General features: G+C 51.1%; 32 protein-coding genes. 23 read left to right on the top strand and 9 right to left on the bottom strand.

Annotated features, from left to right (window positions below; all coding sequences use genetic code 11):
* Positions 1 to 20: 20 nt before the first annotated feature.
* The 7 genes from atpG to BN3003_RS10560 all read left to right on the top strand — a co-directional run bounded on the left by atpG (position 21) and on the right by BN3003_RS10560 (position 5,958).
* Positions 21 to 893 carry a F0F1 ATP synthase subunit gamma gene (gene atpG / locus BN3003_RS10590; protein ID WP_058356622.1) on the top strand — a complete coding sequence of 291 codons (873 nt, stop codon included), beginning with the start codon at positions 21 to 23 and terminating at the stop codon, positions 891 to 893.
* A gap of 35 nt (positions 894 to 928) precedes the next feature.
* Entirely contained in the window at positions 929 to 2,326 is a 1,398-nt protein-coding gene (gene atpD / locus BN3003_RS10585) for a F0F1 ATP synthase subunit beta (protein ID WP_058356621.1), read from the top strand.
* A gap of 10 nt (positions 2,327 to 2,336) precedes the next feature.
* Entirely contained in the window at positions 2,337 to 2,759 is a 423-nt protein-coding gene (locus BN3003_RS10580; protein WP_058356620.1) for a F0F1 ATP synthase subunit epsilon, read from the top strand.
* Between the two features lie 106 nt (positions 2,760 to 2,865).
* The gene (locus BN3003_RS10575; protein WP_058356619.1) at positions 2,866 to 3,075 is read left to right on the top strand and encodes a SlyX family protein; all 210 of its coding nucleotides are present in this window, start codon (positions 2,866 to 2,868) and stop codon (positions 3,073 to 3,075) included.
* Positions 3,076 to 3,082: 7 nt separating this feature from the next.
* Positions 3,083 to 3,766, top strand: a complete 684-nt coding sequence (locus BN3003_RS10570) for an AzlC family ABC transporter permease (RefSeq protein WP_058356618.1) — start codon at positions 3,083 to 3,085, stop codon at positions 3,764 to 3,766.
* Positions 3,763 to 4,095 carry an AzlD domain-containing protein gene (locus BN3003_RS10565; RefSeq protein ID WP_058356617.1) on the top strand — a complete coding sequence of 111 codons (333 nt, stop codon included), beginning with the start codon at positions 3,763 to 3,765 and terminating at the stop codon, positions 4,093 to 4,095. Before BN3003_RS10570 ends, BN3003_RS10565 begins: the two co-directional genes overlap by 4 nt.
* A 426-nt stretch (positions 4,096 to 4,521) precedes the next feature.
* Complete coding sequence (locus BN3003_RS10560; protein WP_058356616.1) at positions 4,522 to 5,958, top strand: amino acid permease; 1,437 nt, start codon at positions 4,522 to 4,524, stop codon at positions 5,956 to 5,958.
* A 59-nt stretch (positions 5,959 to 6,017) separates the two neighbouring features.
* On the opposite strand, the gene nbaC is transcribed toward BN3003_RS10560, so the two are convergent.
* Together nbaC and cysG are read right to left on the bottom strand one after the other, a co-directional pair.
* Positions 6,018 to 6,593, bottom strand: coding sequence for a 3-hydroxyanthranilate 3,4-dioxygenase (nbaC, locus tag BN3003_RS10555; RefSeq protein ID WP_058356615.1), 576 nt, complete (start codon positions 6,591 to 6,593; stop codon positions 6,018 to 6,020).
* Between the two features lie 490 nt (positions 6,594 to 7,083).
* Positions 7,084 to 8,472, bottom strand: coding sequence for a siroheme synthase CysG (cysG, locus tag BN3003_RS10550; RefSeq protein ID WP_058356614.1), 1,389 nt, complete (start codon positions 8,470 to 8,472; stop codon positions 7,084 to 7,086).
* A gap of 96 nt (positions 8,473 to 8,568) precedes the next feature.
* On the opposite strand from cysG, the gene BN3003_RS10545 reads away from it, so the two are divergent.
* The 7 genes from BN3003_RS10545 (at position 8,569) to BN3003_RS10515 (ending at position 14,832) form a co-directional block, all read left to right on the top strand.
* Positions 8,569 to 9,051 carry a hypothetical protein gene (locus tag BN3003_RS10545; protein ID WP_147645413.1) on the top strand — a complete coding sequence of 161 codons (483 nt, stop codon included), beginning with the start codon at positions 8,569 to 8,571 and terminating at the stop codon, positions 9,049 to 9,051.
* Positions 9,045 to 9,341: a hypothetical protein gene (locus BN3003_RS18850; RefSeq protein ID WP_147645412.1), complete on the top strand. Its 297-nt coding sequence runs from the start codon at positions 9,045 to 9,047 to the stop codon at positions 9,339 to 9,341. Before BN3003_RS10545 ends, BN3003_RS18850 begins: the two co-directional genes overlap by 7 nt.
* Positions 9,338 to 9,706 carry a hypothetical protein gene (locus BN3003_RS10535; RefSeq protein WP_147645411.1) on the top strand — a complete coding sequence of 123 codons (369 nt, stop codon included), beginning with the start codon at positions 9,338 to 9,340 and terminating at the stop codon, positions 9,704 to 9,706. The genes BN3003_RS18850 and BN3003_RS10535 overlap by 4 nt, the downstream gene beginning before the upstream one ends.
* A gap of 125 nt (positions 9,707 to 9,831) precedes the next feature.
* Positions 9,832 to 10,557, top strand: a complete 726-nt coding sequence (locus BN3003_RS10530) for a phosphoadenylyl-sulfate reductase (RefSeq protein ID WP_058356610.1) — start codon at positions 9,832 to 9,834, stop codon at positions 10,555 to 10,557.
* Between the two features lie 89 nt (positions 10,558 to 10,646).
* Positions 10,647 to 11,567, top strand: coding sequence for a sulfate adenylyltransferase subunit CysD (gene cysD, locus BN3003_RS10525; RefSeq protein ID WP_058356609.1), 921 nt, complete (start codon positions 10,647 to 10,649; stop codon positions 11,565 to 11,567).
* Positions 11,568 to 11,637: 70 nt separating this feature from the next.
* Positions 11,638 to 12,945 (top strand): sulfate adenylyltransferase subunit 1, encoded by a 1,308-nt coding sequence (locus BN3003_RS10520; protein ID WP_058356608.1) that lies wholly within the window; start codon positions 11,638 to 11,640, stop codon positions 12,943 to 12,945.
* 72 nt (positions 12,946 to 13,017) lie between these two features.
* A complete protein-coding gene (locus BN3003_RS10515) occupies positions 13,018 to 14,832 on the top strand; it encodes an assimilatory sulfite reductase (NADPH) flavoprotein subunit (RefSeq protein ID WP_058356607.1) in 1,815 nt (604 codons plus the stop codon).
* On the opposite strand, the gene BN3003_RS10510 is transcribed toward BN3003_RS10515, so the two are convergent.
* A complete protein-coding gene (locus BN3003_RS10510; RefSeq protein WP_058356606.1) occupies positions 14,826 to 15,386 on the bottom strand; it encodes a hypothetical protein in 561 nt (186 codons plus the stop codon). The genes BN3003_RS10515 and BN3003_RS10510 overlap by 7 nt on opposite strands.
* 113 nt (positions 15,387 to 15,499) lie before the next feature.
* Between BN3003_RS10510 and cysI the strand changes: the two genes are divergently transcribed.
* The gene (gene cysI / locus BN3003_RS10505; RefSeq protein WP_058356605.1) at positions 15,500 to 17,242 is read left to right on the top strand and encodes an assimilatory sulfite reductase (NADPH) hemoprotein subunit; all 1,743 of its coding nucleotides are present in this window, start codon (positions 15,500 to 15,502) and stop codon (positions 17,240 to 17,242) included.
* An 83-nt stretch (positions 17,243 to 17,325) separates the two neighbouring features.
* Here cysI and BN3003_RS10500 read toward each other — a convergent pair whose 3' ends face one another.
* Complete coding sequence (locus tag BN3003_RS10500) at positions 17,326 to 17,664, bottom strand: MafI2 family immunity protein (protein ID WP_058356604.1); 339 nt, start codon at positions 17,662 to 17,664, stop codon at positions 17,326 to 17,328.
* 63 nt (positions 17,665 to 17,727) lie between these two features.
* Here BN3003_RS10500 and BN3003_RS10495 point away from each other — a divergent pair, with 63 nt between their 5' ends.
* Together BN3003_RS10495 and BN3003_RS10490 are read left to right on the top strand one after the other, a co-directional pair.
* Entirely contained in the window at positions 17,728 to 18,444 is a 717-nt protein-coding gene (locus BN3003_RS10495; RefSeq protein WP_147645410.1) for a hypothetical protein, read from the top strand.
* 50 nt (positions 18,445 to 18,494) lie between these two features.
* Positions 18,495 to 18,854: a hypothetical protein gene (locus BN3003_RS10490; RefSeq protein WP_058356602.1), complete on the top strand. Its 360-nt coding sequence runs from the start codon at positions 18,495 to 18,497 to the stop codon at positions 18,852 to 18,854.
* Between the two features lie 124 nt (positions 18,855 to 18,978).
* Here BN3003_RS10490 and BN3003_RS10485 read toward each other — a convergent pair whose 3' ends face one another.
* Complete coding sequence (locus tag BN3003_RS10485) at positions 18,979 to 19,638, bottom strand: class I SAM-dependent methyltransferase (protein WP_058356601.1); 660 nt, start codon at positions 19,636 to 19,638, stop codon at positions 18,979 to 18,981.
* A gap of 102 nt (positions 19,639 to 19,740) precedes the next feature.
* Between BN3003_RS10485 and BN3003_RS10480 the strand changes: the two genes are divergently transcribed.
* Both BN3003_RS10480 and BN3003_RS10475 read left to right on the top strand, forming a co-directional pair.
* Entirely contained in the window at positions 19,741 to 20,136 is a 396-nt protein-coding gene (locus tag BN3003_RS10480) for a hypothetical protein (protein ID WP_159061432.1), read from the top strand.
* A gap of 12 nt (positions 20,137 to 20,148) precedes the next feature.
* Positions 20,149 to 20,589: a hypothetical protein gene (locus BN3003_RS10475; protein WP_058356599.1), complete on the top strand. Its 441-nt coding sequence runs from the start codon at positions 20,149 to 20,151 to the stop codon at positions 20,587 to 20,589.
* Positions 20,590 to 21,049: 460 nt separating this feature from the next.
* On the opposite strand, the gene BN3003_RS10470 is transcribed toward BN3003_RS10475, so the two are convergent.
* From BN3003_RS10470 to BN3003_RS10460, 3 genes are all read right to left on the bottom strand, one after another.
* The gene (locus tag BN3003_RS10470) at positions 21,050 to 21,496 is read right to left on the bottom strand and encodes an RcnB family protein (RefSeq protein WP_058356598.1); all 447 of its coding nucleotides are present in this window, start codon (positions 21,494 to 21,496) and stop codon (positions 21,050 to 21,052) included.
* A 270-nt stretch (positions 21,497 to 21,766) separates the two neighbouring features.
* Positions 21,767 to 22,099: a multidrug/spermidine efflux SMR transporter subunit MdtI gene (mdtI, locus tag BN3003_RS10465; RefSeq protein WP_058356597.1), complete on the bottom strand. Its 333-nt coding sequence runs from the start codon at positions 22,097 to 22,099 to the stop codon at positions 21,767 to 21,769.
* Positions 22,100 to 22,453 (bottom strand): multidrug/spermidine efflux SMR transporter subunit MdtJ, encoded by a 354-nt coding sequence (locus BN3003_RS10460; protein WP_058356596.1) that lies wholly within the window; start codon positions 22,451 to 22,453, stop codon positions 22,100 to 22,102.
* 387 nt (positions 22,454 to 22,840) lie between these two features.
* On the opposite strand from BN3003_RS10460, the gene BN3003_RS10455 reads away from it, so the two are divergent.
* The 3 genes from BN3003_RS10455 (at position 22,841) to BN3003_RS10445 (ending at position 24,760) form a co-directional block, all read left to right on the top strand.
* Entirely contained in the window at positions 22,841 to 23,725 is an 885-nt protein-coding gene (locus BN3003_RS10455; RefSeq protein WP_058356595.1) for a LysR family transcriptional regulator, read from the top strand.
* A 113-nt stretch (positions 23,726 to 23,838) separates the two neighbouring features.
* On the top strand, positions 23,839 to 24,270 hold the full coding sequence (locus tag BN3003_RS10450; RefSeq protein ID WP_147645408.1) for a hypothetical protein: 432 nt from the start codon (positions 23,839 to 23,841) through the stop codon (positions 24,268 to 24,270).
* 34 nt (positions 24,271 to 24,304) lie between these two features.
* Positions 24,305 to 24,760 (top strand): DUF411 domain-containing protein, encoded by a 456-nt coding sequence (locus tag BN3003_RS10445; RefSeq protein WP_058356593.1) that lies wholly within the window; start codon positions 24,305 to 24,307, stop codon positions 24,758 to 24,760.
* A 75-nt stretch (positions 24,761 to 24,835) separates the two neighbouring features.
* On the opposite strand, the gene BN3003_RS10440 is transcribed toward BN3003_RS10445, so the two are convergent.
* Positions 24,836 to 25,852, bottom strand: coding sequence for an Ldh family oxidoreductase (locus tag BN3003_RS10440; RefSeq protein WP_058356592.1), 1,017 nt, complete (start codon positions 25,850 to 25,852; stop codon positions 24,836 to 24,838).
* Between the two features lie 437 nt (positions 25,853 to 26,289).
* On the opposite strand from BN3003_RS10440, the gene BN3003_RS10435 reads away from it, so the two are divergent.
* Positions 26,290 to 26,589 (top strand): hypothetical protein, encoded by a 300-nt coding sequence (locus BN3003_RS10435; protein ID WP_058356591.1) that lies wholly within the window; start codon positions 26,290 to 26,292, stop codon positions 26,587 to 26,589.
* Positions 26,590 to 26,606: the final 17 nt, after the last annotated feature.

Below are 26,606 nucleotides of genomic sequence, written 5' to 3'. Positions count from 1 at the left end.
AAGCTAAAAGGAGTCTTAAGATGGCAGTAGGAAAGGAAATTCTCACCAAGATTCGCAGTGTTCAAAATACCCAAAAGATCACTAAAGCGATGCAAATGGTGTCTACTTCCAAGATGCGTAAGACTCAAGAACGGATGCGCCAAGCGCGTCCGTACGCAGACAAAGTTCGTGGTGTGATGGCTCACTTGGCAGATTCTAACCAAGAGGTTGAAGTGCCATTGTTGAAAAAACACACCGGTTCTGGACGAGTTGGCTTTATTTTGGTTTCCACTGACAAAGGTTTGTGTGGTGGTCTGAATGCCAACTCGCTGAAGCGTTTCTTCGCTAAAGTAGCGGAATTGGACGCTGAAGGAATCAAAAGTGATGTGGTTTGCTTGGGCAGCAAAGGTTTGGCTGCGTGCCAACGTGCTCAAGTGAATGTGGTGGCCAGCGAAGTGGGCTTGGGCGATACCCCCAAAATGGAACCTTTATTGGGCGCCATCTCGGTATTGTTCGACCGCTACACCAAAGGTCAATTGGATGCGATTTACTTGGTTTACTCTAAGTTTGTCAACACCATGAAACAAGAGCCACGTTTGGAACAGTTGTTGCCTTTGCCTGAAGATGTGTTAGAGCCAGGCGAAACAGCATCTCACAACTGGGACTACATCTACGAACCTGACCCTATGTCTGTACTTGAATTCTTAGTACGTCGATATGTAGAGTCTGTGGTGTACCAATCTGTCAGTGAAAACATGGCATCAGAACAAGCCGCGCGTATGGTTGCAATGAAAGCCGCAACCGACAATGCAGGCAATGCCATTAAAGAATTGCGTTTGGTATACAACAAGTCGCGTCAAGCGGCAATTACCACAGAGTTGTCAGAAATTGTGGCGGGTGCAGCAGCCGTATAAGCGGCCTGTAACCTCCAATACATTAGGATACGATAATGAGCCAAGGCAAAATCGTTCAAATCATTGGGCCAGTGGTAGACGTGGAATTTCCACGTGATGCCATCCCTAATGTGTTTGACGCCCTGAAATTGGTTGACGCTGATCTGACCCTTGAAGTCCAACAATTGTTGGGTGATGGCGTGGTACGTACCATTGCCATGGGCAGTTCAGATGGTTTGAAACGTGGTTTGGCAGTGACCAACACCGGTAACCCTATTACTGTACCAGTGGGTGTAAAAACCTTGGGCCGTATTATGGACGTGTTGGGCAACCCTGTAGACGAAGCCGGTCCTATCGGCGCTGAAACAGGTTTGGCCATTCACCGTGCCGCTCCTAAATTCGATGAGTTGTCTAGCTCTACCGAATTGTTGGAAACCGGTATCAAAGTGATTGACTTGCTTTGCCCATTCGCTAAGGGTGGTAAAGTGGGCTTGTTCGGTGGTGCCGGTGTGGGCAAAACCGTGAACATGATGGAATTGATTAACAACATCGCTAAAGCACACAGTGGTTTGTCTGTATTTGCCGGCGTGGGTGAACGTACCCGTGAAGGTAATGACTTCTACCACGAGATGAAAGAGTCTAACGTACTCGACAAAGTAGCGATGGTTTACGGTCAAATGAATGAACCTCCTGGTAACCGTTTGCGCGTTGCCTTGACTGGTTTGACCATGGCCGAATACTTCCGTGACCAAAAAGACGAAAACGGTAAAGGCCGTGACGTATTGTTGTTCATCGACAACATTTACCGTTACACCTTGGCCGGTACTGAAGTGTCTGCATTGTTAGGTCGTATGCCTTCAGCTGTGGGTTACCAACCAACATTGGCCGAAGAAATGGGTCGTTTGCAAGAGCGTATTGCTTCTACACAAACCGGTTCTATTACTTCGATTCAAGCCGTATACGTACCTGCGGATGACTTGACTGACCCGTCTCCTGCTACTACGTTTGCTCACTTGGATGCAACTGTCGTATTGAGCCGTGACATTGCTTCTTTGGGTATTTACCCTGCGGTAGACCCATTGGATTCAACTTCACGTCAATTGGACCCAGCAGTTTTGGGCGATGAACACTACTCAGTGGCTCGTGGCGTACAAGCTACTTTGCAAAAATACAAAGAATTGCGTGACATCATCGCGATTTTGGGTATGGACGAGTTGTCTGAAGAAGACAAATTGACTGTGATGCGTGCTCGTAAGATCCAACGCTTCTTGTCTCAACCGTTCCACGTGGCTGAAGTGTTTACTGGTTCTCCAGGCAAATACGTGTCATTGCGCGACACCATCAAAGGCTTTAAAGCCATTTTGAATGGTGAATACGACCACTTGCCAGAACAAGCGTTCTACATGGTTGGTGGCATTGAAGAGGCTGCAGCTAAAGCTGAAACCTTAAACTAAGGAGGCAAGCATGAGTACCATGCAAGTTGAAGTGGTGAGTAACGAAGCCACCATTTATTCGGGTGAGGCCAGCTTTGTTGTGGTGCCTACCGAAAGCGGTGAGCTGGGTATTTATCCACAACACGTGCCGATTTTGAGTAAGGTTCGTCCAGGTGTATTGCGTTTGCAAGTGCCTGGTCAAGCGGAAGAAGTGACTGTTGCCATTGCTGGTGGTTTGTTGGAAGTTCAACCTTCTAAAATCACCGTGTTGGCAGACGTTGCGGTTCGCAGCCAAGAATTGGATGCTGAACGTGCGAAAACCGCATTGGAAGCTGCTGAGAAACAATTGAAAGCAGCCGACAGCGACAAAGCACGCGCAACTGCAGAAGCCGCATTGGCCGCTGCAATTGCTCAGTTGAAAACCTTGGACCATTTGCGCAACCGTCGTCATTGATACCAAGCTGTCTGATAAAAACCGCCTCCGGGCGGTTTTTTGTTATCAAGCGGCCTGTAAAAGCCATATCGCTTGCTTACAGAGGCTTAATTAGGAAGGAACAGCGATGCAAGACATGGACACACGCATTACCGAATTGGAAATTCGTCTGGCGCTGCAAGACGACACCATAGATGTGTTGAACAAACAAATCAGCGAATTGTACGAACAACTGGCCTCGCAACAAAAACAATTGCAATTGCTGTATCGCAAATTCAGCGAAGCGGCTGATAACCAAATGTCTACCAGCGGCAATGAGCCGCCACCCCATTATTGAGTGAGTTATGTCCCAACAATCCGCTTGGAAAGAAGCGCTGCGCCTGAGCATGCCCGTGGGCATGGGCTATGTGCCTGCAGCCATCGCCTTTGGTGTGTTAATGAGTGCGGCAGGGCTGCCGTGGTGGTGGGCAGTATTGCTGAGCCTGTTTTTGTATTCGGGTGCGGCGCAATACGCCGCCATTCCGATGTTGGCCGCTGGCGCTGGTGTGGCCGCTTTGAGCGTGAACACACTGGTCATCAATCTGCGCCACATCTTTTATGCCTTGCCCTTATTGCAACAGCTGCCCAAACGCCATATCAAGCGTTGGTATGCCTTGTTTGCCTTAACCGATGAGAGCTTTTCGCTGCTGACCACCTTACCGCAACAAACAGCGCAAAAACTGTTTGTCAAAATCGTTTGGCTCAATCAAATGTATTGGGTCGTTGGTACGGTCATCGGCTTGGGCATAGGCGCAGGTTTGAACGATTTGATACCGCATTTGGATTTTGCCTTGACCTGTTTGTTTGTGGTGTTGGCATATGAGCAATACCAAGCCAAACGCGTGTGGTGGCCGTGTGTGTTGGCAGTGCTGGCCTTTAGCATCGCCCGTTTTGTCAGCATTGATTATTTGCTGCTGCTGGCGGTGGGGCTGTGTGCACTGGGCATCTTATTGTGGCAATTGCGCAGCAGCAAAAGGAGGGCAGCATGAGCAATACGGTATTTTTCATCGCCTTGGTGTGCATGAGCGCCATCACATTTGTGCTGCGCGCCGCGCCGACTTTATTGCCACGCAAACTGTTGGAATCGCCATGGCTCAATGCCTTGAATTTCGCCCTGCCTTTGAGTGTGATGATGGTGTTGATACTGGCGGCCTTGCCCTTACAGGCCGCATTTGCACTGCATGAATGGCGGGAATTGTTGGCGCAAATTTTGGCCTTATTGCTGGTTTTGTTGGTGTACGCACGCTGGCGCAATGTGTTGGTGGCGATGGTCACCGGTGTGGCCATTTTGAACTTATTACTTTATTTGTTCAGTTAATGTGTATATGGATGTTAAAAGCGGCCTGTAAACCTACAGGCCGCTTTGTTATTTGTAGAAAAATCAAGTGTTTCAATACACATTATTGTGAATAAGTAAACGTGAAATTGTCATGCAAAAATGCGCATTTTTAATCTAGTTAAAATCGACATGAAAAAAATATGTCAGTTCATTGTTAATAATAAACTTACGTCTGCTGCGAAAATATTGCGTATAAAATCAAAGTTGTTTCATTTAGCGGAACTTGTTTCTGCACTGCAAAATATATTAATAAGGTGAAATCTCTATCATATTGATATTGTGTCAATTTTTATTGATAGGTATATTTGTGCTGCATCGCAAGAATAAAAATCTTAATAAAAATATTTTGTCCGATTACATCTGTATGAAGGACAAAGTGTGGTAACAAGGTGAGGAGTTTCAGCTATGAGCAGTTCAGGAAATCAATTAGAAGGCGGTTTGAAGTCGCGACATCTGACGATGTTGTCCATCGCCGGCGTTATTGGGGGAGCCTTGTTTGTTGGCTCTGGTAAAGTCATCGCCAATGCCGGTCCTGCGGCCATCTTGGCATATTTGGGTGGTGGTATCTTGGTGGTGTTGGTGATGCGCATGCTGGGCGAAATGGCTGTAGCGCAACCTGATACCGGTTCATTCTCGACTTATGCCGACCGCGCCATTGGCCGTTGGGCAGGTTTTACCATCGGTTGGTTGTATTGGAGTTTTTGGTCGCTGTTAATGGGTTGGGAAGCCTATGTGGCAGGGGCAATTTTGAATTCTTGGATACCGGCCATTCCAATTTGGGGTTACATGTTGATTGTGACCTTGGCTTTGATGGCAGTGAACTTCATGCACGTGAAGAATTATGGTGAATTTGAATTTTGGTTTGCCTTAATCAAAGTGGTGGCGATTGTGGCGTTCATCATCATTGGTGCGTCTGCCATCGTGCACATTTGGCCGTTTGGTGACGTCAGTGGCATTGAGCATTTGACCAGCCAAGGCTTTATGCCTAATGGTTTCCAATCGGTGGTGGTGGCCTTGCTCGGGGCGATGTTTGCGTTTATTGGCGCGGAGATTGTCACTGTGGCGGCAGCTGAAGCGAAAGACCCTAGTAAAGAAATTATCCGCACCACGCGTTCGGTGGTATGGCGCATTTCTTTGTTCTACATCGGTTCAATTTTCATCGTGGTGTGTTTGGTGCCGTATACCGATCCAGGTTTGAAAGACTCTACCGTGGGCACTTACGCTGTGACCATGCAACACTTGGGCATTCCTTACGCCAAGCAAATCGTTAACTTCGTGGTGTTGACGTCGGTGTGTAGCTGCTTTAACTCGGCTTTGTACACCTCTAGCCGCATGTTGTTCTCATTGTCACGCCGTGGTGATGCGCCTAAAGCCTTCCAAATCTTGGGCAAAAATACCAAAGCGCCGTATGTGGGTGTGTTGGTGTCCAGCATTTTGGCGTTGATTACCATTGTTTTGACCGCAACCGACAAAATGAACGTGTTTGATGTGTTGATGGCGGCTACCGGTGCCATCGCCTTGTTGGTGTACTTGTGCATTGCCGTGTCACAATTGAACATGCGTCGCAAATTGGAAGCCTCTGGCACCCACATCCAATTGAAAATGTGGTTGTTCCCATGGTTGACCTATGCGGTGATTGCCGTGATTGTGGCTTCTTTGGTAATCATGGTCATCGAAGGCACCTTCTTCAATGAAGTGGTTTACACCAGTATTTTCGGTGGCATCGTGGTGGTATTGGGCATGATGGCGCAGAAATTCAACTGGGGTGGTGAACAACGCGCCGAAGCGGAAAAGCAACGTTTGGAAATCCAAGCGCAATTGCAAAAAAACAAAGAAGCGTAAGTTTTAAACCGATAAAAAAGCCCGCACATGTTTGCGGGCTTTTTTGCTGGACTAGAGGCTTAGCCATACGCCATTTGGTGTACATCTTTAAAGCGTGCCAACCAAGTTTGGGCATCTTTGCCAGCATGGACTTCGCCACAAGACGGGCACACCCGCTCAGCATCGGGTTTTTGATAGAACAATTGGTACCAAGCCGGCAAGTTCTCAACCAAATTGGTCAATTGACCGCTGGCACTGAACACCAGCGTCGCACAATTGGCGCAATACCAATTCAATGCATCAGGATGGCCTTCAGGGCGCGGTTTTTCGATGAGCAAGCACAAACCCGGTTCTGGGCGTTGTGGTGAATGAATGAGGTTGGCTGGCAATAAAAAAATATCGCCTTCCTTGATGAGGATTTGTTCAAACTTGCCGCGGTCCCATATGTTCAAATGCGCATTGCCTTTGATTTGGTAAAAAATCTCTTCGGTTGGGTTGCAATGAAAATCGGTGCGGTAGTTAGGGCCGCCGACCATATTGATGATGTAATCACCATCGGGAAACACCGCCGCATTGCACACCGGTGGTGAGAGTTTGTCGTGGTTTTGTTCCGCCCACGCCATTAAATTGGCGGGCAATCCGTATTGTAAGTTCATCTTCTGTCTCCATTCATTATCGCCTCAAGCGGCGCGTTCACTCGGTCAGTGAATTCATGGAGAATTGTTGTCCGTATTTTCAAATCGCGGCTTGACTTGCATCAATGCACTAAATTTACTGTTTTCGCTCTTAATTCAGTATTTTTAGCAATAAAATATCGGTAATTTGAGTATGATGTTGTTAGTTTGGAGGGTGTGGAATTTTTGAGCATGATAATGCCAATAATGGCGCTATCGGTATCCATGCGCAAGGCTATGAATAATGCGCTGCTTCAAGCTGCTGAAAAGTTATATATGGTGATTTAATTGATTGAATTATCAGTGTTTTGTAGTGGACTACAGCTGCTGTATGCGGCCTGTAAGTCACGGCGACAGGGCAATCAAACATGGCATTTGTGTGAGGGTGTTGAGCGTGGGGTAACTTGTGAGCAAAAAATCAACAAGGTGGCGCATGGCCACCTTGTGTATAGCTATTGCGAGCTGAAATCGCTTAAGCGCACACCAGTTCTTGCGCGCTAAACCAGTTTAACTCGGCCTGTAAAGACACCACTTCGCCAATGATCAATAAGGCGGGTGATGGTGCATTTTGTGCCAGCGTCGCCAAATCGCTGAGCACGCCTGTGCTCACTTGTTGGTTGGCGCGGGTGCCATTGCTGATAACCGCCACCGGCGTGTCGGCGCTGCGACCATGTTGCTGCAATTGCGCGGCGATGGTGGCGGCATTGATGGTGCCCATGTACACCACCAAGGTGTGGCGGCTTAAGGCCAAGGATGGCCAATCGACATCGGAGCCATCGGCTTGGCAATGGCCGGTGATGAAGGTGGCGGTTTGGGCGAACTGGCGGTGGGTGAGCGGGATGCCGGCATAAGCAGTCGCGCCCAACGCAGCGGTAATGCCGGGCACAACACGGTAAGGAATGGATGCGGCCTGTAACACTTGCAATTCTTCACCGCCGCGGCCAAACACAAACGGGTCACCGCCTTTCAGCCGCACCACGCGTTTGCCTTGCTGCGCGTATTGCACCAGCAATTCATTGGTTTTTTCCTGCATCACGCTGTGGTTGCCCGCTCGTTTGCCCACGCTGATGCGTTCGGCATCTTTGCGGATGAGGTGCAAAATGTCATCGCTGACCAAGGCGTCGTACAACACCACATCTGCGTCTTGCAAGGCTTGCAAGCCTTTTAAAGTCAGCAAACCCACATCGCCGGGGCCTGCGCCTACTAATACCACTTCGCCTGTATGTGAGCGCTGACCGTGTAATTGACTGGCCAATTCGGCTTCGGCGGCGGCCACATCGCCTTGGGCGACCAAGGTGTCGAAGCGGCTGTGGAACAGGTTTTCCCAAAAGCGGCGTCTGTCACCCATATTGTGAACCTGTTGTTTGACTTTGCTGCGCCAGCGTCCGGCGATTTCCGCAGCAGCGTTCAAATGCTGTGGCAATAAAGACTCAATTTTTTGTCGCCAAATGCGTGCCAAAACAGGGGCTTTGCCGCCGCTGGAGATGGCCACTTGCAGTGCACCACGATCGACCACCGCCGGTACGATGAAATTGCAGTTGTTTAAATCGTCGACGACATTGCACAAGGTGTGCGCCGCCTCCGCCGCTTGGAATACGTGTTGGTTTAGGGCGCTGTCATCGGTGGCGGCGATGACCAAAAACACCTCGCCTACCATGTCAGCATGGAATTCTTCACCCAAGTAGCTGATGCGGCCGTCTTCACACCACTGCTGTAACAAAGGGCTCAAGCTTTGTGCCACGACACGCACGAGCGCACCACTCTGTAGTAAACTGTCGACTTTGCGTTCCGCCACTTGTCCAGCACCTACCACCAAAACCGGCCGTTGCTGTAAGCGTGCAAACATTGGGTAATAATCCATAATCTTCCTTTATTTCAGGCCGCTATTGTATGCGAAGCGGTGTTGAGATGTGAAAGAAGCAATTTTTGTGAACTTAGTGAAAATGGTTATAAGCTCGTGAGAATCGAATCTACTCCCGCGTATGTGTATTGTTCTACGGTATTGCTGGGCCTGCTTTTGAGCGGCTGCGGCAAGGGTTTGTCAGACGAACAGTTGCAAAAAGTCACGGTGAAGGCCGCTTCCAGCGCCAGTGCCGCCAGCACCGATTTAATCCAACCGGTGCCTTTGACCGCGTCTGCGCCACCGGCAATCGCACCGGCTGAAACCACCGATTTGGCTACCACCAGCACCACGCCCCGTCCCGTACATGAATTCAATCCTGCCGATTTTCCCGATGCGTGTAACGACTATGTCGATGCGGTATCGCAATGCATAGACGTGATGAACAAGTCCGGTTTGGAAGGCACCGCCAGCTTGCAAATGCAATTGGATGAAATGCAGGCTTCATGGCTCAAAGAAGCGGATAAGAGCAATTTGAACAATACCTGCAGCAGCGCCTTGATGGACATCGAGCCAGCGTTGCGAGACTTGGGTTGCTAAGGCAGCGCTGGGCATGGCTGGCTTGGGTTTGCGCATTAGCGGCCTGTAAGCCTACGGCGCAGAGCGCACAACACCTGCCTGAGCCTTGTCAGCAGTATTTGGACTATTTGCAACGCTGCGAACAATTGCTGGTGAACGGCGATGCCACGCGCCAACAATTGTTTCAAACCTACCGCGAACAAGCATTACAACAATGGCAACAACAAAGCGACCAAAGCCAATTAGCGCAATCTTGCCAAGCAGGGCAGGAAAAGCTGCGACAAATTTTTAAACCACAAGGATGTGAATGATGAACAAACGCGCTTGGACGATGGCCACAGTGGTGATGTTGGTGGCCGCGTGTCAGCCCGATGCCGACAAAGCCGCCGCACCGCCTGCCGCCAGTACCCCACTTGTCAGCGCCAGTGCACCCGTGGCACCATTGTCTGCCAGCCAATTGGCGGCGTTGCCCGATTCTTGCCAGCTCTTGCTCGCCAATATTGAGAAATGCGTGGTGAAATACGAGAAATTGCAGCCTGCCGATGCGCAATCTTACCGTTTGGAATATGAACAATTAAAAGGTCAAATCGTCAGCGGTACTGATGTCCAAGGCTTGGATGCGGCCTGTAAGGAGAGCAATAAGCAAGCGGAGCAAATGCCGGAAAGCAAATGTTGAGGCAGGTTTGCCACAACATCCTTGTTGCTTATAGATAATTTGGCTATAAACACATAAACGAATGTTCTTTCGTTATTCAATTTCAAATTGCTACACTAACCCCACTGCAAATATGGGGTTTTTTCATGTCTTTTTTTCAAGGTTGGGCCATACCCACGGTGGATGAAGCCACTCAGCAACAACTGCCAGCCAAAACCACTGAGCTGGAGCAGCGCTTGCGTGACATCGCCACGCGTTTTTCAGATGCGCGTTTTGCCTCGAGCTTGGCGGTGGAAGACATGGTGATTACCGATGTGATTGCGCGTTTGGGGCTGAACATCCAGATTTTCACCTTGGAAACCGGCCGCTTGAATCCCGAAACCGCCGCGTTGATTCCACAAACCCAAGAGCGCTATGGCATAGCGCTGCGGGTGATGACGCCGGATACGGCAGCGGTTGAGCATTATGTGAACGAACACGGGCGCGATGCGTTTTACGAAAGCGTAGACTTGCGCCGTGAATGCTGCCGCATCCGCAAAATCGAGCCTTTAAACCGCGCCATTACCGGCGCCGATGCTTGGCTGACAGGCCAACGCCGCGAACAATCGGCCACGCGTGAAGAATTGCCATTTGAAGAATTCGATAGCAAGCACCAAATCGCCAAATTCAACCCGATTTACGATTGGCACGAAGTCGATGTGTGGGCGTATGTGGCGGCGCATCAAGTGCCGGTGAATGCGCTGTATCAGCAACATTACCCAAGCATAGGCTGCGAGCCTTGCACCAAACCGGTGCGCGAAGGCGAAGATATCCGCGCTGGGCGCTGGTGGTGGGAAAACAAAGACACCAAAGAGTGTGGTTTGCACAAATAAGGCTGTGCATGCGGCCTGTAAGCCTTACAGGCCGCATGGGCACACCATGAGTTTGAAATACCGATTATTTTTTGAATAAAGAAGCAGACATGAGTGACGCAATCAGTAACAAACATTTGGATTGGCTGGAAGCCGAGTCGATTTACATCATCCGCGAGGTGATTGCTGAGGCCAAGAATCCAGCCTTGCTGTTTTCCGGTGGCAAAGACTCGGTGGTGTTGTTGGCCTTGGCCTGCAAAGCCTTTAGCTACGGCGAACGCAAACTGCAATTGCCGTTTAAATTATTGCATGTGGACACCGGCCACAATTACCAAGAGGTCATCGATTTTCGTGACCAAACCGTAGAGCGCTTGGGCGTGGAATTGGTGGTCGGTCATGTCGAAGACTCGATTAAAAAAGGCACGGTGGTGCTGCGCAGCGAATTGGATTCGCGCAATGCTGCCCAAGCGGTGACCTTGCTCGAAGCGATTGAAGACAATGAATTCGATGCCTTAATGGGCGGTGCGCGCCGCGATGAAGAAAAAGCCCGCGCCAAAGAACGCATTTTCTCGTTCCGCGACGAATTTGGCCAATGGGATCCGAAAGCACAGCGCCCAGAATTGTGGAGCCTCTACAATACCCGTTTGTTCAAAGGCGAAAACATGCGCGTGTTCCCGATTTCCAACTGGACGGAAATGGACATCTGGCAATACATCGAGCGCGAAAAATTGGCTTTGCCGCCGATTTATTTCGCCCATCAGCGCGAAGTGGTGGAGAAAAACGGTTTGCTGGTGCCTGTGACCCGTTTAACCCCTAAAAAAGACGGCGAAGTCAGCGAGGTGCGCTCGGTGCGTTTCCGTACCGTGGGCGACATTTCGTGCACTTGTCCTGTGGCCTCTACCGCGTCTACGCCGGCCGAAATCGTGGCCGAAACCGCCCAGACCACCATTTCCGAACGCAGCGCCACCCGCATGGACGACCAAGTGTCTGAGTCGGCGATGGAAGAACGCAAAAAAGCCGGTTATTTCTGATATTGGTAACAACGAATTCTTACCGGCCGCTTGGAATGATTTAAGCGGCCTGTAAACAAGGAACACAAGCATGAGTACGACAGATTCAGTATTGCGCTTCATCACTGCAGGCAGCGTAGACGATGGCAAATCCACTTTAATCGGCCGCTTGTTATACGACAGCCAAGCCTTGCTCGCCGATCAAGTGGCACAATTGAACAAACGCAGCGCCGGCGGCACTTTGGATTTGGCCAGCCTCACTGATGGCTTGGAAGCCGAACGTGAACAAGGCATCACCATCGATGTGGCTTACCGCTATTTCAGCACGCCGAAACGCAAATTCATCATTGCCGACACCCCAGGGCACGAGCAATACACCCGCAATATGGTCACCGGCGCGTCTACCGCCGATGCCGCCATCGTATTGGTCGATGCCACGCGCTTGGATTTTGAGCAAAACCCATTGCAATTATTGCCACAAACCAAACGCCACTCGACTTTGCTGAAACAAATCGGCTGCCAACACATCATCATCGCGGTGAACAAATTGGATTTGCTTGGCTACGACCAAGGCAAATTCAACCAAATCGTCAGCGCTTACCAACACTTGGCCGACACTTTGGGCTTGAAAGACGTGTATTATGTGCCGATTTCGGCGCTGCAAGGCGACAACATCGTCAATCCGTCTGAACACATGTTGTGGTATCAAGGTCAGCCTTTATTGGCCTTGTTGGAATCGTTGCCAGTGGGCGACGACAGCCGTGTCGATGCGCCTGAACAAGCGTATCTGCCGGTGCAACGCGTGGCGCGCCAAGACGGCAGTGCCGCCGATGATTTCCGTGGTTACCAAGGCCGCATCGAAGCGGGCGAGTTTGCCGTCGGTCAAGCGGTGCGGGTAGAACCGAGCGCACGCAGCTCGGTCATCAGCGCCATTTACGGCGTCAATGGTTCGGTGGCAACGGCCAAACGCGGCGATGTGGTTACTATCACTTTGCAAGACGATGTCGACATTTCGCGCGGCGATGTGTTGGTCGCAGGCAATAGCCAAATTGTGCCGACCAAATTCTTGTCCGCCACCGTGAGCTGGTTGGACGAGCGTCCGCTCAATACCGCACGCAAATACTGGCTCAAACACGGCACCCAAACCGTGTACGCCAAAGTCAAAGCGATAGACTATGTGTGGGATGTGCAGACTTTGGGGCAAACCAGCGACAGCACCGATTTGAAAATGAACGACATCGGCCGCGTGCGCTTGAGCCTGATGAAACCGATTGCGGCGCTGCCATATGCGGACAACCGTGCCGCCGGTGCGTTTATTCTGATTGATGATGCCACCAACCACACCGTGGCCGCTGGCATGATCATCGACACCCAAGACAACGACGATTGGGCAATCTAGCCTAAGCCCAACAAGCGGCCTGTAAACCCTTACAGGCCGCATTAAAGAACACCGCTTAAAGCGAGGGAACACATGACTCAAGCCGTTTTACCGTTGTCGCCGGAATGGCAACAACAATTGAACCAATTTTCCGCCACGCAATTGGCATGGTTGTCTGGTTATTGCTGGGCGCGCAGCCAAGACGGCAATGCGGCCGTGTTGGCCGGTGCGGCACCTGCGGCTGCGGCAGTTGAAACCGCGGTCGCCGCGGCAGTGGCTCGCAAAATCACCGTGTTGTCGGCATCGCAAACGGGCAATGCCCGCCGTGTGGCCGAGCAATTGTTGGTGCAATTGCAAGAAGCACAATTGGACGCGCAATTGGTGGCTGCTGGGGATTACAAAGCCAAAAACATCGCCAACGAAGACATTTTGCTCATCGTGGCATCTACCCAAGGCGAGGGCGAACCGGCTGAAGAAGCGGTGAGCTTGCACAAATTCTTGCACGGTAAAAAAGCGCCATCATTGCCGCAGCTGTCTTACGCGGTATTGGCCTTGGGCGATACCTCGTATCCGAATTACTGCCAAGCGGGCAAAGACTTTGATGCCGCGTTGGAAAAATTGGGTGCGAAGCGCTTGGCCGCACGGGTGGATTGCGATTTGGACTTTCAGGCCGCATCTGAAACTTGGCGCAATCAAGTGGCGGCTTTGGTCAAAGACTTGGCCAGTGCCAGTACTGCCGCGCCAGCAGCCAGTGCGACTGCTGCCAGCGCAGCGAGCGAAGTGGCTGAGCAACATTACACCAAAGAGCAGCCTTACAGCGCGACCTTGTCGGTAAGCCAAAAAATCACCGCCAATGAAGCGAACAAAGACGTGCGCCACATCGAAATCGACTTGGCCGATTCGGGCATCCATTACACCGCTGGCGATGCGCTGGGCGTGTGGTTCAGCAATGACGAAGCTTTGGTGAGCGAAGTATTGGCTTTGGCCGGTTTGGCGGGCGACGAAAAAATTCACTTGGCCAATGGCCAAAGCGTCAGCATTCAAGAAGCGCTGACTTTTCACGATGAATTGACGCAAAACACGCCGCAATTCATCAAAGGCTATGCCGAATTGAGCCAAAATGCCGAATTGTTGCAGTTAATCCAAGACAGCAGCGCTTTACAGGCCGCTGTGGACAACACGCCTATTGTCGGTATTTTGAATGATTACCCGCATGCCATCAGCGCCGAAGCCTTACATGGCTTGTTGCGCCCATTGACGCCGCGCATGTATTCCATCGCCTCGGCACAAGCAGAAGTGGATGCCGAAGTGCATTTGACCGTGGGTCGGGTGGCGTATGAGCATCACGGCCATGCTTACACTGGCGGTGCTTCAGGTTTCTTGTCTGACCGCTTGGAAGAGGGCGGTGAAGTCAAAGTCTTTGTCGAGCCGAATAAAAACTTTCGCTTACCGGAAAACGGCGACACGCCAATCATCATGATTGGTGCAGGCACAGGCGTGGCACCGTTTCGTGCCTTTATCCAGCAGCGCGACAACAATGGCGATGCCGGTTTGAACTGGTTGGTGTTTGGCAATCAAAAATTCACCGATGACTTTTTGTACCAAGCCGAGTGGTTGCAATACCGCAAAGCCGGTTTGCTGCATAAGGTGTCGACGGCATGGAGCCGCCAAGGCCAAGAGAAAGTCTATGTGCAACACAAATTGCGCGAAAATGCCGCCGATGTGTGGCAATGGCTGCAAAACGGCGCGCATGTGTATGTGTGTGGCGATGCCTTGAAAATGGCCAAAGATGTGGAGCAAGCCTTGCTCGACATCATCGCCGCGCATGGCAACATGAGCTTGGATGATGCCGATGAGTATTTGAGCGAATTGCGTGAAAACAAGCGTTACCAACGCGACGTTTACTGAGCTTCAGGCCGCACCATTTGAATTTGCATAGACAGCATGCGTTTGAATGCTGTCGATTGCAAACCCAAGACTTCCCATTGTTGGTTGTAACGCGCCAAATCATTGCTGTTAATGGGGTCAAAATCATAATGGTCGAAGATTTCCGCCAAACGCTTGAGCGATTGTTTGATGTCTTCAAACTGTGGCAACAAAGACGGGAAATACACCTGTATGAGCATTTCGATTTGCCCAACGTCGTAACCGGGCTCATCCAACAGGTGATCCAGTTGAAACGCATAGTCTTCGGGCATGATGCGCGCATTGAGGTAGTCGTAATTGAGTTGTTGTAATTGGTCGGAAACGTCTAGCCAAACCGCCGCCAATTGGTAGAGGTTTTCACCTTTTTGGATGATGGTTTGTTGCAACAAATCTTGTTTGAGGGTAGCGGCGCTACCGAGTTTGATTTGCTGTTGTTGCAGAGCATGGATCTTCAACACCAGTACGAAAATCAAGCCAAACAAAATAAGGCTGAACCATGGGGAAACTAAGAGCAGCTGTATGTTTTGGAACCACATGGAAATACCCCTTTGATTTTATTAATATAGATGCCATGAGCATTGAATAATTATAGTTAAATTTGAATGCATTTTGTGTATTTATTCAAATTTAAATTTATTTGGAATACATTATGAGCACAAAAGACCCACGCGCTAAGCTACCAGATGCACCTTTGGCCGACAATGAGCGCCTCAAAGGCGAGAGCAACTTGTTGCGCGGAACGATTAAAGAAGATTTGGCTGACGAATTGACCGGTGGTTTTAACGGTGACAATTTCCAACTCATTCGTTTTCATGGCATGTATGAGCAAGACGACCGCGACATTCGTGCCGAGCGTGTTGAGCAAAAATTGGAGCCTAAGAAAAACGTGATGCTGCGTTGCCGTTTGCCCGGTGGCATCATCCAGCCTGAACAGTGGTTGGGCATAGATGAATTCGCCGCCGAGCACACCACTTACGGCTCCATCCGTTTGACCAACCGCCAAACCTTCCAATTTCACGGTGTGCTCAAACAAGACATCAAACCGATGCACCAATGGTTAAACAAATTGGGTTTGGATTCGATTGCCACCGCCGGCGACGTGAACCGCAATGTGTTGTGTACTTCCAACCCAGTGGAATCGGCTTTGCACCAAGAAGCGTATGAGTGGGCGAAGAAAATTTCCGAACACTTATTGCCGCGCACGCGTGCGTATGCGGAAATTTGGTTGGATGGTGAAAAATTTGCCTCTACCGAAGACGGTTTGGAACAAGAACCGGTATTGGGCACCAATTACTTGCCACGCAAATTCAAAACCACGGTGGTGGTGCCGCCATTGAACGACGTCGATGTGCACGCCAATGACTTGAACTTCATCGCCATCGCTGAAAACGGCAAACTGGTCGGTTTCAATGTGTTGGTCGGTGGTGGTTTGTCCATGGAACATGGCAATACCAAGACTTACCCGAATACCGCCCGTGACTTGGGCTATGTGGCCTTGGAACACACGCTCAAAGCCGCCGAAGGTGTGGTGTCGGTACAGCGCGACTGGGGCAACCGCTCTGACCGCAAAAATGCCAAAACCCGTTACACGCTGGAGCGCGTTGGGGTGGATGTGTTCCGCGAGGAAGTGGAAAATCGCATGGGGGTGAAATTTGAAGCTACCCGTCCATACGAGTTTACTGAACGCGGCGACCGCATCGGCTGGGTCGAAGGCGAAGACAAAAAATGGCATTTGACCTTGTTCATTGAAAACGGCCGTTTGCTCGATTACCCTGGCAAACCGTTGAAAACCGGCATGCGTGAAATCGCCAAGATACACACGGGCGACTTCCGTTTGACCGCCAATCAAAACCTCATCGTGGCGGGCGTGGCCAAAAAAGACAAGGCCAAAATCGAGAAAATCGCGCGTGAGCATGGTTTGATCAACGATGAAGTGACGCGCCAACGCGAAGCGTCTATGGCTTGCGTGTCTTACCCAACTTGCCCATTGGCGATGGCCGAAGCCGAGCGTTTCTTGCCCGACTTCACCACCGCAGTCGAGCAAATCATGGACAAACACGGCGTCGGCGATGAGGCCATCGTATTGCGCATTACCGGTTGCCCAAATGGTTGTGGCCGCGCGATGTTGGCGGAAATCGGTTTGGTCGGCAAAGCCGTCGGTCGCTATAACTTGCATGTCGGTGGCAACAAAGCCGGTACGCGCATTCCGCGTTTGTTCAAAGAAAACATCACTCCTGACGAAATCCTGTTGATTTTAGAAACATGGATAGGTGCGTGGGCGGCGCAGCGCGAAGAGGGCGAATGCTTCGGTGATTTCGCCATCCGCAGCGGCATCATCAAACCGGTGGTGAATGCACCTGTGGATTTCTGGGATGAAAGCAAAGTGGTTTAAACCCATTCTTTCTATGATTACAAGCGGCCTGTAAACCCCGTAAAAGGGATTTACAGGCCGCTTTTGTGTGTTTGTGTGGTGTCTTAATGGGTAAAACGGGTTTTATTGGAGCGGGCACACACAAAGCCGCTTAAGGCATCCAAGTGTTGCACTGTGGCGGTGGTGGTGACGATTTCGGCGCGGCTGCTGCGAAAATACCCCAGTGGAAAATCGGCGCTGATTTCGGTGAGGAGGATGTCCAAACCGGCGGCATCCTCATCGGTGGCGGCGCGGTCGAGATACACGCGCAAGGTGAAATCGTGCGCATCTGTCCATGCCGCAGCCACCGCCACCACTTGCGCAAACACTTCGCCCAGCAGCGCGCGGCTGATAGAGCGGTACAAACCATTGGGCAAAGGCAGCAATATGGTGTGTCCGTGCAAAGTGGGTGAATCAGAATTATGGCATGATGGCGTTCAAAGTATGGGAGATAAAGGGGAGCGGTGGTGGTAAAAGCGCTGTGGGTGGTGGGTTTGTTCTGTGTATTGCTCGGTTGGTGGTATCAAGACCAATTGCCGTCTGCCACGCGTTTACAGGCCAGCAGCAAGACCGAGCCGGTGCAAGCGGCAATGGTGCCTGAGAAATGGGTCAGCCAAGTACAGGGCGTGGATTACAAGGTGGAAGCGGTGGCGGATTATCAGATTTCGGGTTTGATCGTCAGCAAGCTCAATACCGATTCATGGTTTGCCAAACACGAAGATTGGAACGAGTTTTTCAATGTGATGGACGTGTGCATGGTGTGGGGCAGCAATGCCAGTGCCGGCGCGTATGAAAAAATGTCGTTTCAAAGTGGGCAGTGGACGTGTTGGTTTCAAACCCGTTCGGCCAATGCGGCCAAGACTGAGTATTTTCAATCCATTTCCAATACCCACATCGTGACCGACGATGCCGCACTGGCCAAGCGTTTGCGCCACATGCGCATCGGCGACGAGGTGACTTTGCACGGGCGTTTGGTCAATTACAGCCACGATGGTCTGCCGTATCGCAAGTCTTCGCTGGTGCGCAGCGACACCGGCAATGGCGCATGTGAGGTCATGTATGTGACCGCCGTCGACATCAACCACCGCGCCGCCGCTTGGCCGCGTTGGCTGTTTTGGTTCGGCATCGTGCTGTGGGTGATTGCTGTGGTGGTGTTTGTGCGCACGCCGCACAGAGAGCATTAATCTGGCTTTGGACGGTATCCGCTTTGCCTGTTTTGACTATGGGAGGCAAGATGTTAAGCATAGAAGAAGCGATTCAGCGCAGTAATTTTGATGATGTTGAAGAATTTATTGATAATGAAAGCAGTGAAATTCACACAGATGATGTGTGGTTTTGGCGTAAAAAAGAATCTGTGTGTGAGATTCTGGCAGGTTGCCAGATAGATGAGATTGAAGCGGTGTTTGTAGAAATCGTGCATCGCATGTTGTTGGCGGGTGGCATACCTGAAGACGAGTTTACACGGCAGGCCTTGCCTGTCATCCAAGCCGGTCAGTCCTTATCCGCTAGAGAATTTGCCGCCAAGTTGGTGCGATATCAGTTGCACCATGCTCGCTATGGCGAGTGTGGTCGAGGCATTTGGTTTGCAAAGTAAGCAATGATTTCAAATGAGTTGGCAGTGGGATGCATGTGGGATGTGGAAACCTGTCGTTCAGTATGGTTTGCCAAAAGAACAAAGCGGCCTGTAAACATTTACAGGCCGCTTTTAAATATCCCGTTTAAGCCAAGGCAAATACCGACACATGGTATTGGCGGTCTATCAACTTGCCGGTGTCTTTGTACGGTACTTGGTCTTGGTGGTCGGTGGTGGCGAGCAGGGTGAAGCCGGCTTGGCACACCAAGTCTTGCAGTTCAGTCACCGGATACACATGGAAACGCTCGCCGACAAACGGCAGCGTGCGCATATAGTGTTCGTCCATATACACCAAGCTTAAGCGGCCTGTAGGCTTGAGCAACGCGCGCAAGTCTTGTAAAAATGCCAGAGGCTGCGTCCAAAAATACACCGTGTTCACGCTCAACACCCCATCAAAACTGTGTTGGAAATTCGGCAAATGCACGCCGTCGTAATGGAAAAACTCGGCCATGTGCGCGTTCACCGCGGCTTGGTTCAGGCGCATGGCCTCTTGTTGCATCAATTCAGACACTTCCAAGCCGCTGTAATGCAGGCCGGCCACTTGTTGCAACAGCGGTACATGCGCGGCATTGCCGTGGCCGATTTCAAGCAAATTGGCCGAAATCGGCAGCTTGAGCGCTGCAAAACCGGCTTGGGTCATGCCCAAATTGGTGTTGTGCATCATGTGGGCAAAATCCACGCCAGTGTCGCCGTGCGGGCAGGACAACTGGCGTTCTATGGCTTGTAATTGTGGGTTTTGTGCCATATCTCTCCTAGGTAGCGGTTGCAAACAGACCCAGACAATATGCCATGTTAATCGTGCGCTCGCAAACCAAGCTGGGCTAAGATAAGCGTATGGGGTGAATGGATGACGAGCATGGGCCAGTCTTTGCTGTTGGTGATGAAGGTGACACACAACCAAGTGCGGGTGTGTTGGGGTGAACGTGAGTGCGTGCATGTCAATGCGCCGTTTTCACACCCTCGCACGCTATTGGGGCAATACGAAATCTTGGCACAGAGCTTAAAACCGTTGCTGAGCAAGCTCAGAGCCCAACACGGCCACGGTCGCTGGTGGCAGCCAACCCCGACCTTACTGTGGTTATTGCCGCCGCAAGTGGGAGGAGTGACGGCGATGGAAATCGCGTTTTTGCGCGAGTTGGGTTTTGACATCAGCCATGGCCGTTGTTTTGCCTATGTATTTGAAGCCGAGGCGATGGAATATGCGCAGGCTCAGGCTATAATCCCCACTTTAACGCGGATTTAACAAAGGGAGCGTATGAACAAGGGCTATTTGATGGGCGCGGTGGTGGCGGGCATGGCCACATTGGCGGCGGCGCAAAACTACAACAATGGTGAGGATTTGGCCAAATTCGTGACCAGCGAACAATTTGCCAGCATGAAAGCCAGCGAGTTGAAACCGATACGCGACAAAGTCGCCAAACACATCAGCCAATGTGTGAACGCCACCATTGTTGATTTGCGCAAAAACCCACCGGCAGAAGGCGTGAATGCGGCGCAATTGCAGCGCTATTACCAAGCGTGGCAACCGTTTCACAAAGTGGGCTGTGAAATTTACGCCACCGAACAAGGCGGCACGGCCAGCGAGCGCGAAGATGCCCAATTGCGTTGTGAGATTTTCACCCAATCTTCGTTGTACAGCGATGTGTTGGGCTACCAAAGCCAAGCCTTACCGGCGTGCACGACATCAGAACAATAGTTACAGGCCGCTTGATGCGGCCTGTAAGCGTTTTGAGGGCGAGATAGCGACCAGTTTAGTAGGGTGATGCGATGGCTGAATATCGGGTGCGAAGCCTCTGCGTTATCCATTGATACAATCCAGCTTAGGATTCACGCAATGATAGTGAACGGCTCAACCCAGTTTGACACGGCGTGTTTTACCTCAATATAAAAGCCGCACACAGTATTACAGGCCGCATTAAGCGACCTGTAAGCATTTTTTGAGGGCGAGATAGCGAGCAGTTTAATATGTTGATGTGATGGTTGAATATCGGGTGCGAGTTTCAGCGTTATCAATTGAAGCGCCCCATCATGGTATGTACACGCTATATAAAACGGGCTTAACTCCATAAGAGACAGCGTGTTTTACCTTAATAATACAGAAGCCACACAGTATTACAGGCCGCATGAAGCGGCCTGTAAACATTGCTAAGAGTGAATTAACGGCCGGTTAAGATGCTGACAATGACATTGCTTAAGGTATTGACCAAGATGTAATCGTTGTCCACTTGTACCCAGCGTTGGTTTTTGGCCGGTGCATACAAGCGCGGGTATTTGCGGTAATCGTTAACCCAATAGCCTTGGCCACGGTAAGCACGGTCTAACACGTCACCACGGCGCCACACGCGCGGGCCGTTTTGGTACACCGGACGGTAGCGTTGCTCGTAGCGGTCGTGTTTGTAATAGCGGTCATTGTAACGGTAGCGATCACGCTCGTATTTGTAACGGTCTTGTTGGTATTTGCGATACGATTTTTGCTGTTCTTTGTACGCTTTTTGGATGTGTTTGTAATCATCATGACCACGACGACCATTGTCGGCCATGGCAGGCACGGCCATCATGCCTAATAAACTCGCCATAATGGCAACGGTAATGGTTTTTTTCATGAGGTTCTCCTAACAGAGTGTGTGCTCAGTGTGACTGAAATCTTATGTGACCATGGTAAGGCGCGAAACTTAGCGCATGCTTAGCAGGGTTTAAAGATAGGTAAGCCACTGTTAATTTCTTCAAGGCTTTGTCAGTGCGTGTAGGCTAAGCAGATAAGGTGGGGCAGCTTATCACCTTGCCTATTTGATGGATTTGAGCTGATGCCCATACAGACAATGCGGCCTGTAAACGTTTACAGGCCGCATATGGATTATCAAATTGAATGGCGTTTAAGCCATTTTAATCAACACAATGCTCAGCACCAGCATGCTCAAGCCGAGCCAGCCTTTGCGGTTGAGGCGTTGTTGGAACAACACTATGCCCATGATGACGGTGATGATGATGCCGAAGCTGCCCCACAAGGCATAGGCCACTGACAAGGGGATGCCTTTGACGGCGAACGACAAACAGGTAAATGCGCCAAGCACGCATAAAATAGCGGCGCTGCCGAGCAACACGCGTTTAAAGCCGTTGGACATTTTCAATAACACATTGGCCAAGATTTCCAAGGCGATGGCGCCAAACAGCCACAAGCCATGTACCCAACTGAAATGTTCCAACATTTATGCCTCCTTGATGTGCAAGGCTGGCGTGGCGGTTTTTGTGCCCGATTTCAATAAGGTGATGGCCACCAGCAATAAGCACAGGCCGGCGATTTTGAGGGCGGAAATGTGTTCGCCAAACAAGAGCACGCTGGAGGCGGTAATCAAAATAATGCCGGCGCCTTCCCATAAGGCATAGGCAATGCCCAGCGGAATGCGTTTTACGGCTTTGGACAACATAAAATATGAGGCAATGACCAAGGCGTACATGATGAACATGGCTGAAGGAGCATTGGTTTGGGCGGCATGGTTAAGCAACAACACGCCAACGACTTCCAGCGCAATTGACGCTGCTAAAAACATCCAATAAATCATTTTCTTTTCCTAAAACAAGGTGGCGTCGCCAAAGACAAGGCGCGCGCAGACAGAGCCTGAGAATTCACAGGCACAGAGGGCTGAGGCAGAAAAAGAAAGACTTAAGGTTCGGTTTGACCGCTGTATTCAAAGCAAGCGGCCTGAATACGCTGAGTGTGGGGGTTAGAGAGCGAGAGCAAAGACGGGAAAACGCTGTAGGCGTTAGTCATGGTACGCTTCATTTACTGCGCCGCTGTTGGCACACAGTAGACTACTGTCCTTTCTGAATGGCATTTGGTTGATAGATGTGGTTGGGCAAGTTGCCTGCAAACCGAATGTGGCCATTATTCCATTAATTATTTGATATATAAAGTTTGTATTCATCTGTTTATTTGATACTATGTGCATATGAGATGGACATTAGACCAGTTACAACAATTTGTGGTCACGGCTGAAAGCGGTTCTTTCAGCGAGGCTGCGCGCCAATTGGGCAAGGCACAATCGGCAGTGAGTACCGCCATAGGCTTATTGGAAGCCGATTTGGGGGTGGAATTGTTCGACCGCTCGCGCCGCAGCGCCCGTTTGACCAATGCCGGTGAAATCTTGCTGTTAGAAGCGCAAGAATTGATGAATCAGGTGCAGTCTTTGGACAAGCGCGCCCATTCCTTGAGTTTCGGCCAAGACGCCAAGCTGTCGGTGGCCTTGGACGAGGCCTTGCCGTATTCAGTCATCAGTCAAATCATCCGCGAAATCGGTCAATACTTTCCCGATTTGGAATTGACGCTGCTCAATGGTACCGCCACCGAAGTGGCGCAATACGTGCAGCAAGGGCGGGCGCAAATTGCGTTTCACTTTGTGCGCGGCGCTTTGCCCTCGTATTTCGACCAATGTCACATCGGTTCGGTGGCGCAAGGCGTGTTCGTGCCCAAAGACCATGTGCTGACGCAGTGCGACACGAGTTTGCTCAAAAAAGAATTGGTGAAGTTTCGACAATTGCTGATGCACACCGAAGACGTGAACGAAACCGCATACAGCCCGAAAATTTGGCGCTCCGACAGCTATTTCAGCTTGGCGGAAATGGTGGCCGACGATTTGGGTTGGGCGATATTGCCGGTGCACATTGCCCACTCGGAAAAACACTTAAAACCGTTGGCACAGATTGATTGCCCGTTTATGACGCTGCCGCCTTTGTCGGTGCGCATGCTGTGGTTTCAGGGCTGGGAATTGAATCAGGTATCGCATTGGGTGCAAACGCGTTTTACCGAGTTGCTGCGCAAAGTGCCGAAAGTGTGATGTCAGGCATGAATAAGCGACCTGTAAACGTTTACAGGCCGCATTTGCTGCTGGTTGATGCGGCACAAATGCATCATTCAGCACCAATGTTAAGCTGCGCCACAGATTATTTCATGAACAAAGATCAGGGCAGGAATGTGTACAAGCAGGTGAGCAAACTGCTGTTGCTGTGGGTGCTGTTGGTGGCGCTCGGTTTGGGTGTGCGCGTTAATGCGGCATCGTCACTGCTGCCATGTACGGCCGCGCATTGTGAGCTGCAAACACAGCCATCCATGCTGTCTCTATCAGACTCTGGCTTTCCAACTCCAGCCCCGTTCCAAGCCCTACCTACAACCACGCTGGCTGACTCCACGCCGCAACACGATGGTTGTGGATGCACACTGCTGCTGTGTTGCATCGGTGTGTTATTGCTGTGTTATTGGTGGTGGCCGCTGCTGCGCAGTGGCCGTCGCCGCGCGTATTTGGCTTTAAGCGAGCCATTTGCGTCTTATTGTCACGCACCCAGATTGCGGCCGCCCAAACATCTCTTGTTTTCCCATGTGTAGATGAAAAACCTGTTTAATTGACTAAGGAAACAAGATGCAAAACCTGTTCTCAACTTGGGGGCGTCGTGCCCTGCTGGCCGTGGGCTTAAGCCTGTTATCAACATCGGTATGGGCGCAAACTTGGCCGGCCGCGACGGTGTACAAATCGTCAACTTGCGGCTGTTGTATTGAGTATGTGAAGTATTTGCGTGCAAATGGCATGAAAGTCAGCGCCATAGACCACAACAATATGAACGCTTTGCGGCAACAATTGGGCACAGACAAAGTCGCCAGTTGCCACACCGTTAAAATCGGCGCTTACGTGGTAGAAGGCCATGTGCCGGTGGCGGCGATACGGCAGATGTTGGCACAAAAGCCGAATATCAAAGGCGTCTCCTTGCCCGGCATGCCGTATAACTCTCCGGGGATGGGGCCTGAGAAAAAAGGCAGCCTGAAAATCCTCAGCATAGGCCGCGCCGGTCAGGTGCAAGGCGTGTACATGGTGTTGTAAACGCAAGCCATAACCAAACAGCCGCTACTTGCTACAGTAGTGGCTGTTTTTGTGTGAGAACAAGCAAATAAAGGCTTACAGGCCGGCCTGTAATAAGGCTTGTAAGTCTTGGTACAAGCTATCGTCCAATTCGATAAAGCCTTGAGTGGTGTTGTGTTGGCGCGCTTTGAAGCGGCGCTGTGAGGGCAAACGTGCACCGGCGGCATTGAATTGGTTCAAGTAAGCATCGCCGCGCGTGTACAAACTGTCGGTGTCTGCGCCCAATAGCATCGCAGGGTCTATGGCGATGATGATTTCGCCGCCATAAGGCAAGGTCGGCGTGCCTTCGGCGAAGGCCATCGATTCTTGGCTGGTCATGTCGCCAATGGCGATGCCGGCGAGCAACTCCACCATGGTGGCGATGGCCGAGCCTTTGTGGCCGCCGAAGGTCAACATCGCGCCAGCCATGGCCGCTTTAGGGTCGGTCGTGGGTTGGCCGTTGGCGTCTATGGCCACGCCTTCAGGCAGCGGTGTGCCATTGCGGTCGTGCAATTGGATTTCGCCGCGGGCGGTGGCACTGGTGGCAAAGTCAAACACATACGGCTCATCGGGATTGCGGCGCGGAAAGCCGAAACCAATCGGATTGGTACCAAGCAAAGGCTCACGGCTGCCCGATGGCGCTACCCAAGCGTGGCTGGGCGTCATATTGATGGCAATTAAGCCGGCACGCGTCAGCTGTTCCACTTCCACCCACAAGGCCGAAAAATGCACGCAGTGGTTGATGGCCAATAAAGCGATGCCGCTGTGCTTGGCTTTGTCGATTAACTTGGGCAAGCCCAAAGCCAAGGCAGTGGTGGCGGCGCCAAGTTTGGCATCTATGCTGATGATGGCGCCTTGTTCTTGGGTGATGACAGGGCTGGCAGTGGCGTCGATTTTGCCGTGTTTTAAGGTGTCGATGATGCCGAGCAAACGCCACACACCATGTGAGTGGCACTCGTCAATTTGGGCGGTGACCAAGGTGTCGGTGATGCTGTGTTGGTGTTCTGGGCTAAAGCCGTGGGCGGCCAAAATGTCGTGACTTAATTGGCGCAAGTCACTGGCGGTAATCTGCATGGTTCTTCCTAAGTAGCGGCGCAACAGTGCGGGTGGATGTTGCAACCGGAGATTCAATCGTAAGGCGGGCTTGCTTCTTGTGTGAGCATTTGCCGCAGCAACAGCATGGCGCTTCGCTTGCTGCCCACAGCATACCTAAGAATGTGGGCAAACAACAGCCACAGAATGACCGTGCTTGATGTGTTCAAGTACTTGCGAGCGCTACAAGTAGGTGTGATTAAGCTGTTACAGGCCGCATTGGTGACCCTAGGCGGCCTGTAAACAATGCAGATGCAAGCAATGGCATGAGCAGATGACACAAAGCGTGGGTACCGCGCAGCCTTATGACAACCCTTGTACTGATGTCCATGCGGCCAGCAATACCAGTGGCTCGCCCGCAGCACTGAATCACCGTACACTCTCATAACAAGCAAGTCTGTCCAAATAAGAGGCCAATCATGATGTCTGTGCGCACGCCGTTGCCCCAGTTGCAAGCCATCGCAGCCATACCTTTATTGGGCAGGGCGGTGTTATTGGGGTTGGCGTTGTTGCCCGTACCACTGGCTTGGCTGTGCCATGCGCAATTTGGCTGGTGGGATGCCATTGCTGTGGCGCGCACCATTGCTTTATGGGCGGCGCTGTGGAATATGGGTTTGAGCCTGTTGGCGCAGATACGCATCGCCGTGTTTGGCATTCCATGTTGGTTGTTGTTTACCGTTATTGGAGTGTTGCGCTATTGCGGTGTGATAGGTCATTAAAAGAGATAAATAACAGC

This window comes from Vitreoscilla massiliensis (genome assembly GCF_001457815.1).
In the GTDB taxonomy this organism is placed as follows: domain Bacteria; phylum Pseudomonadota; class Gammaproteobacteria; order Burkholderiales; family Neisseriaceae; genus Vitreoscilla; species Vitreoscilla massiliensis.
Note: the sequence above shows the minus strand (reverse complement) of the source record. Positions and strands in the feature narration are given on the sequence as shown.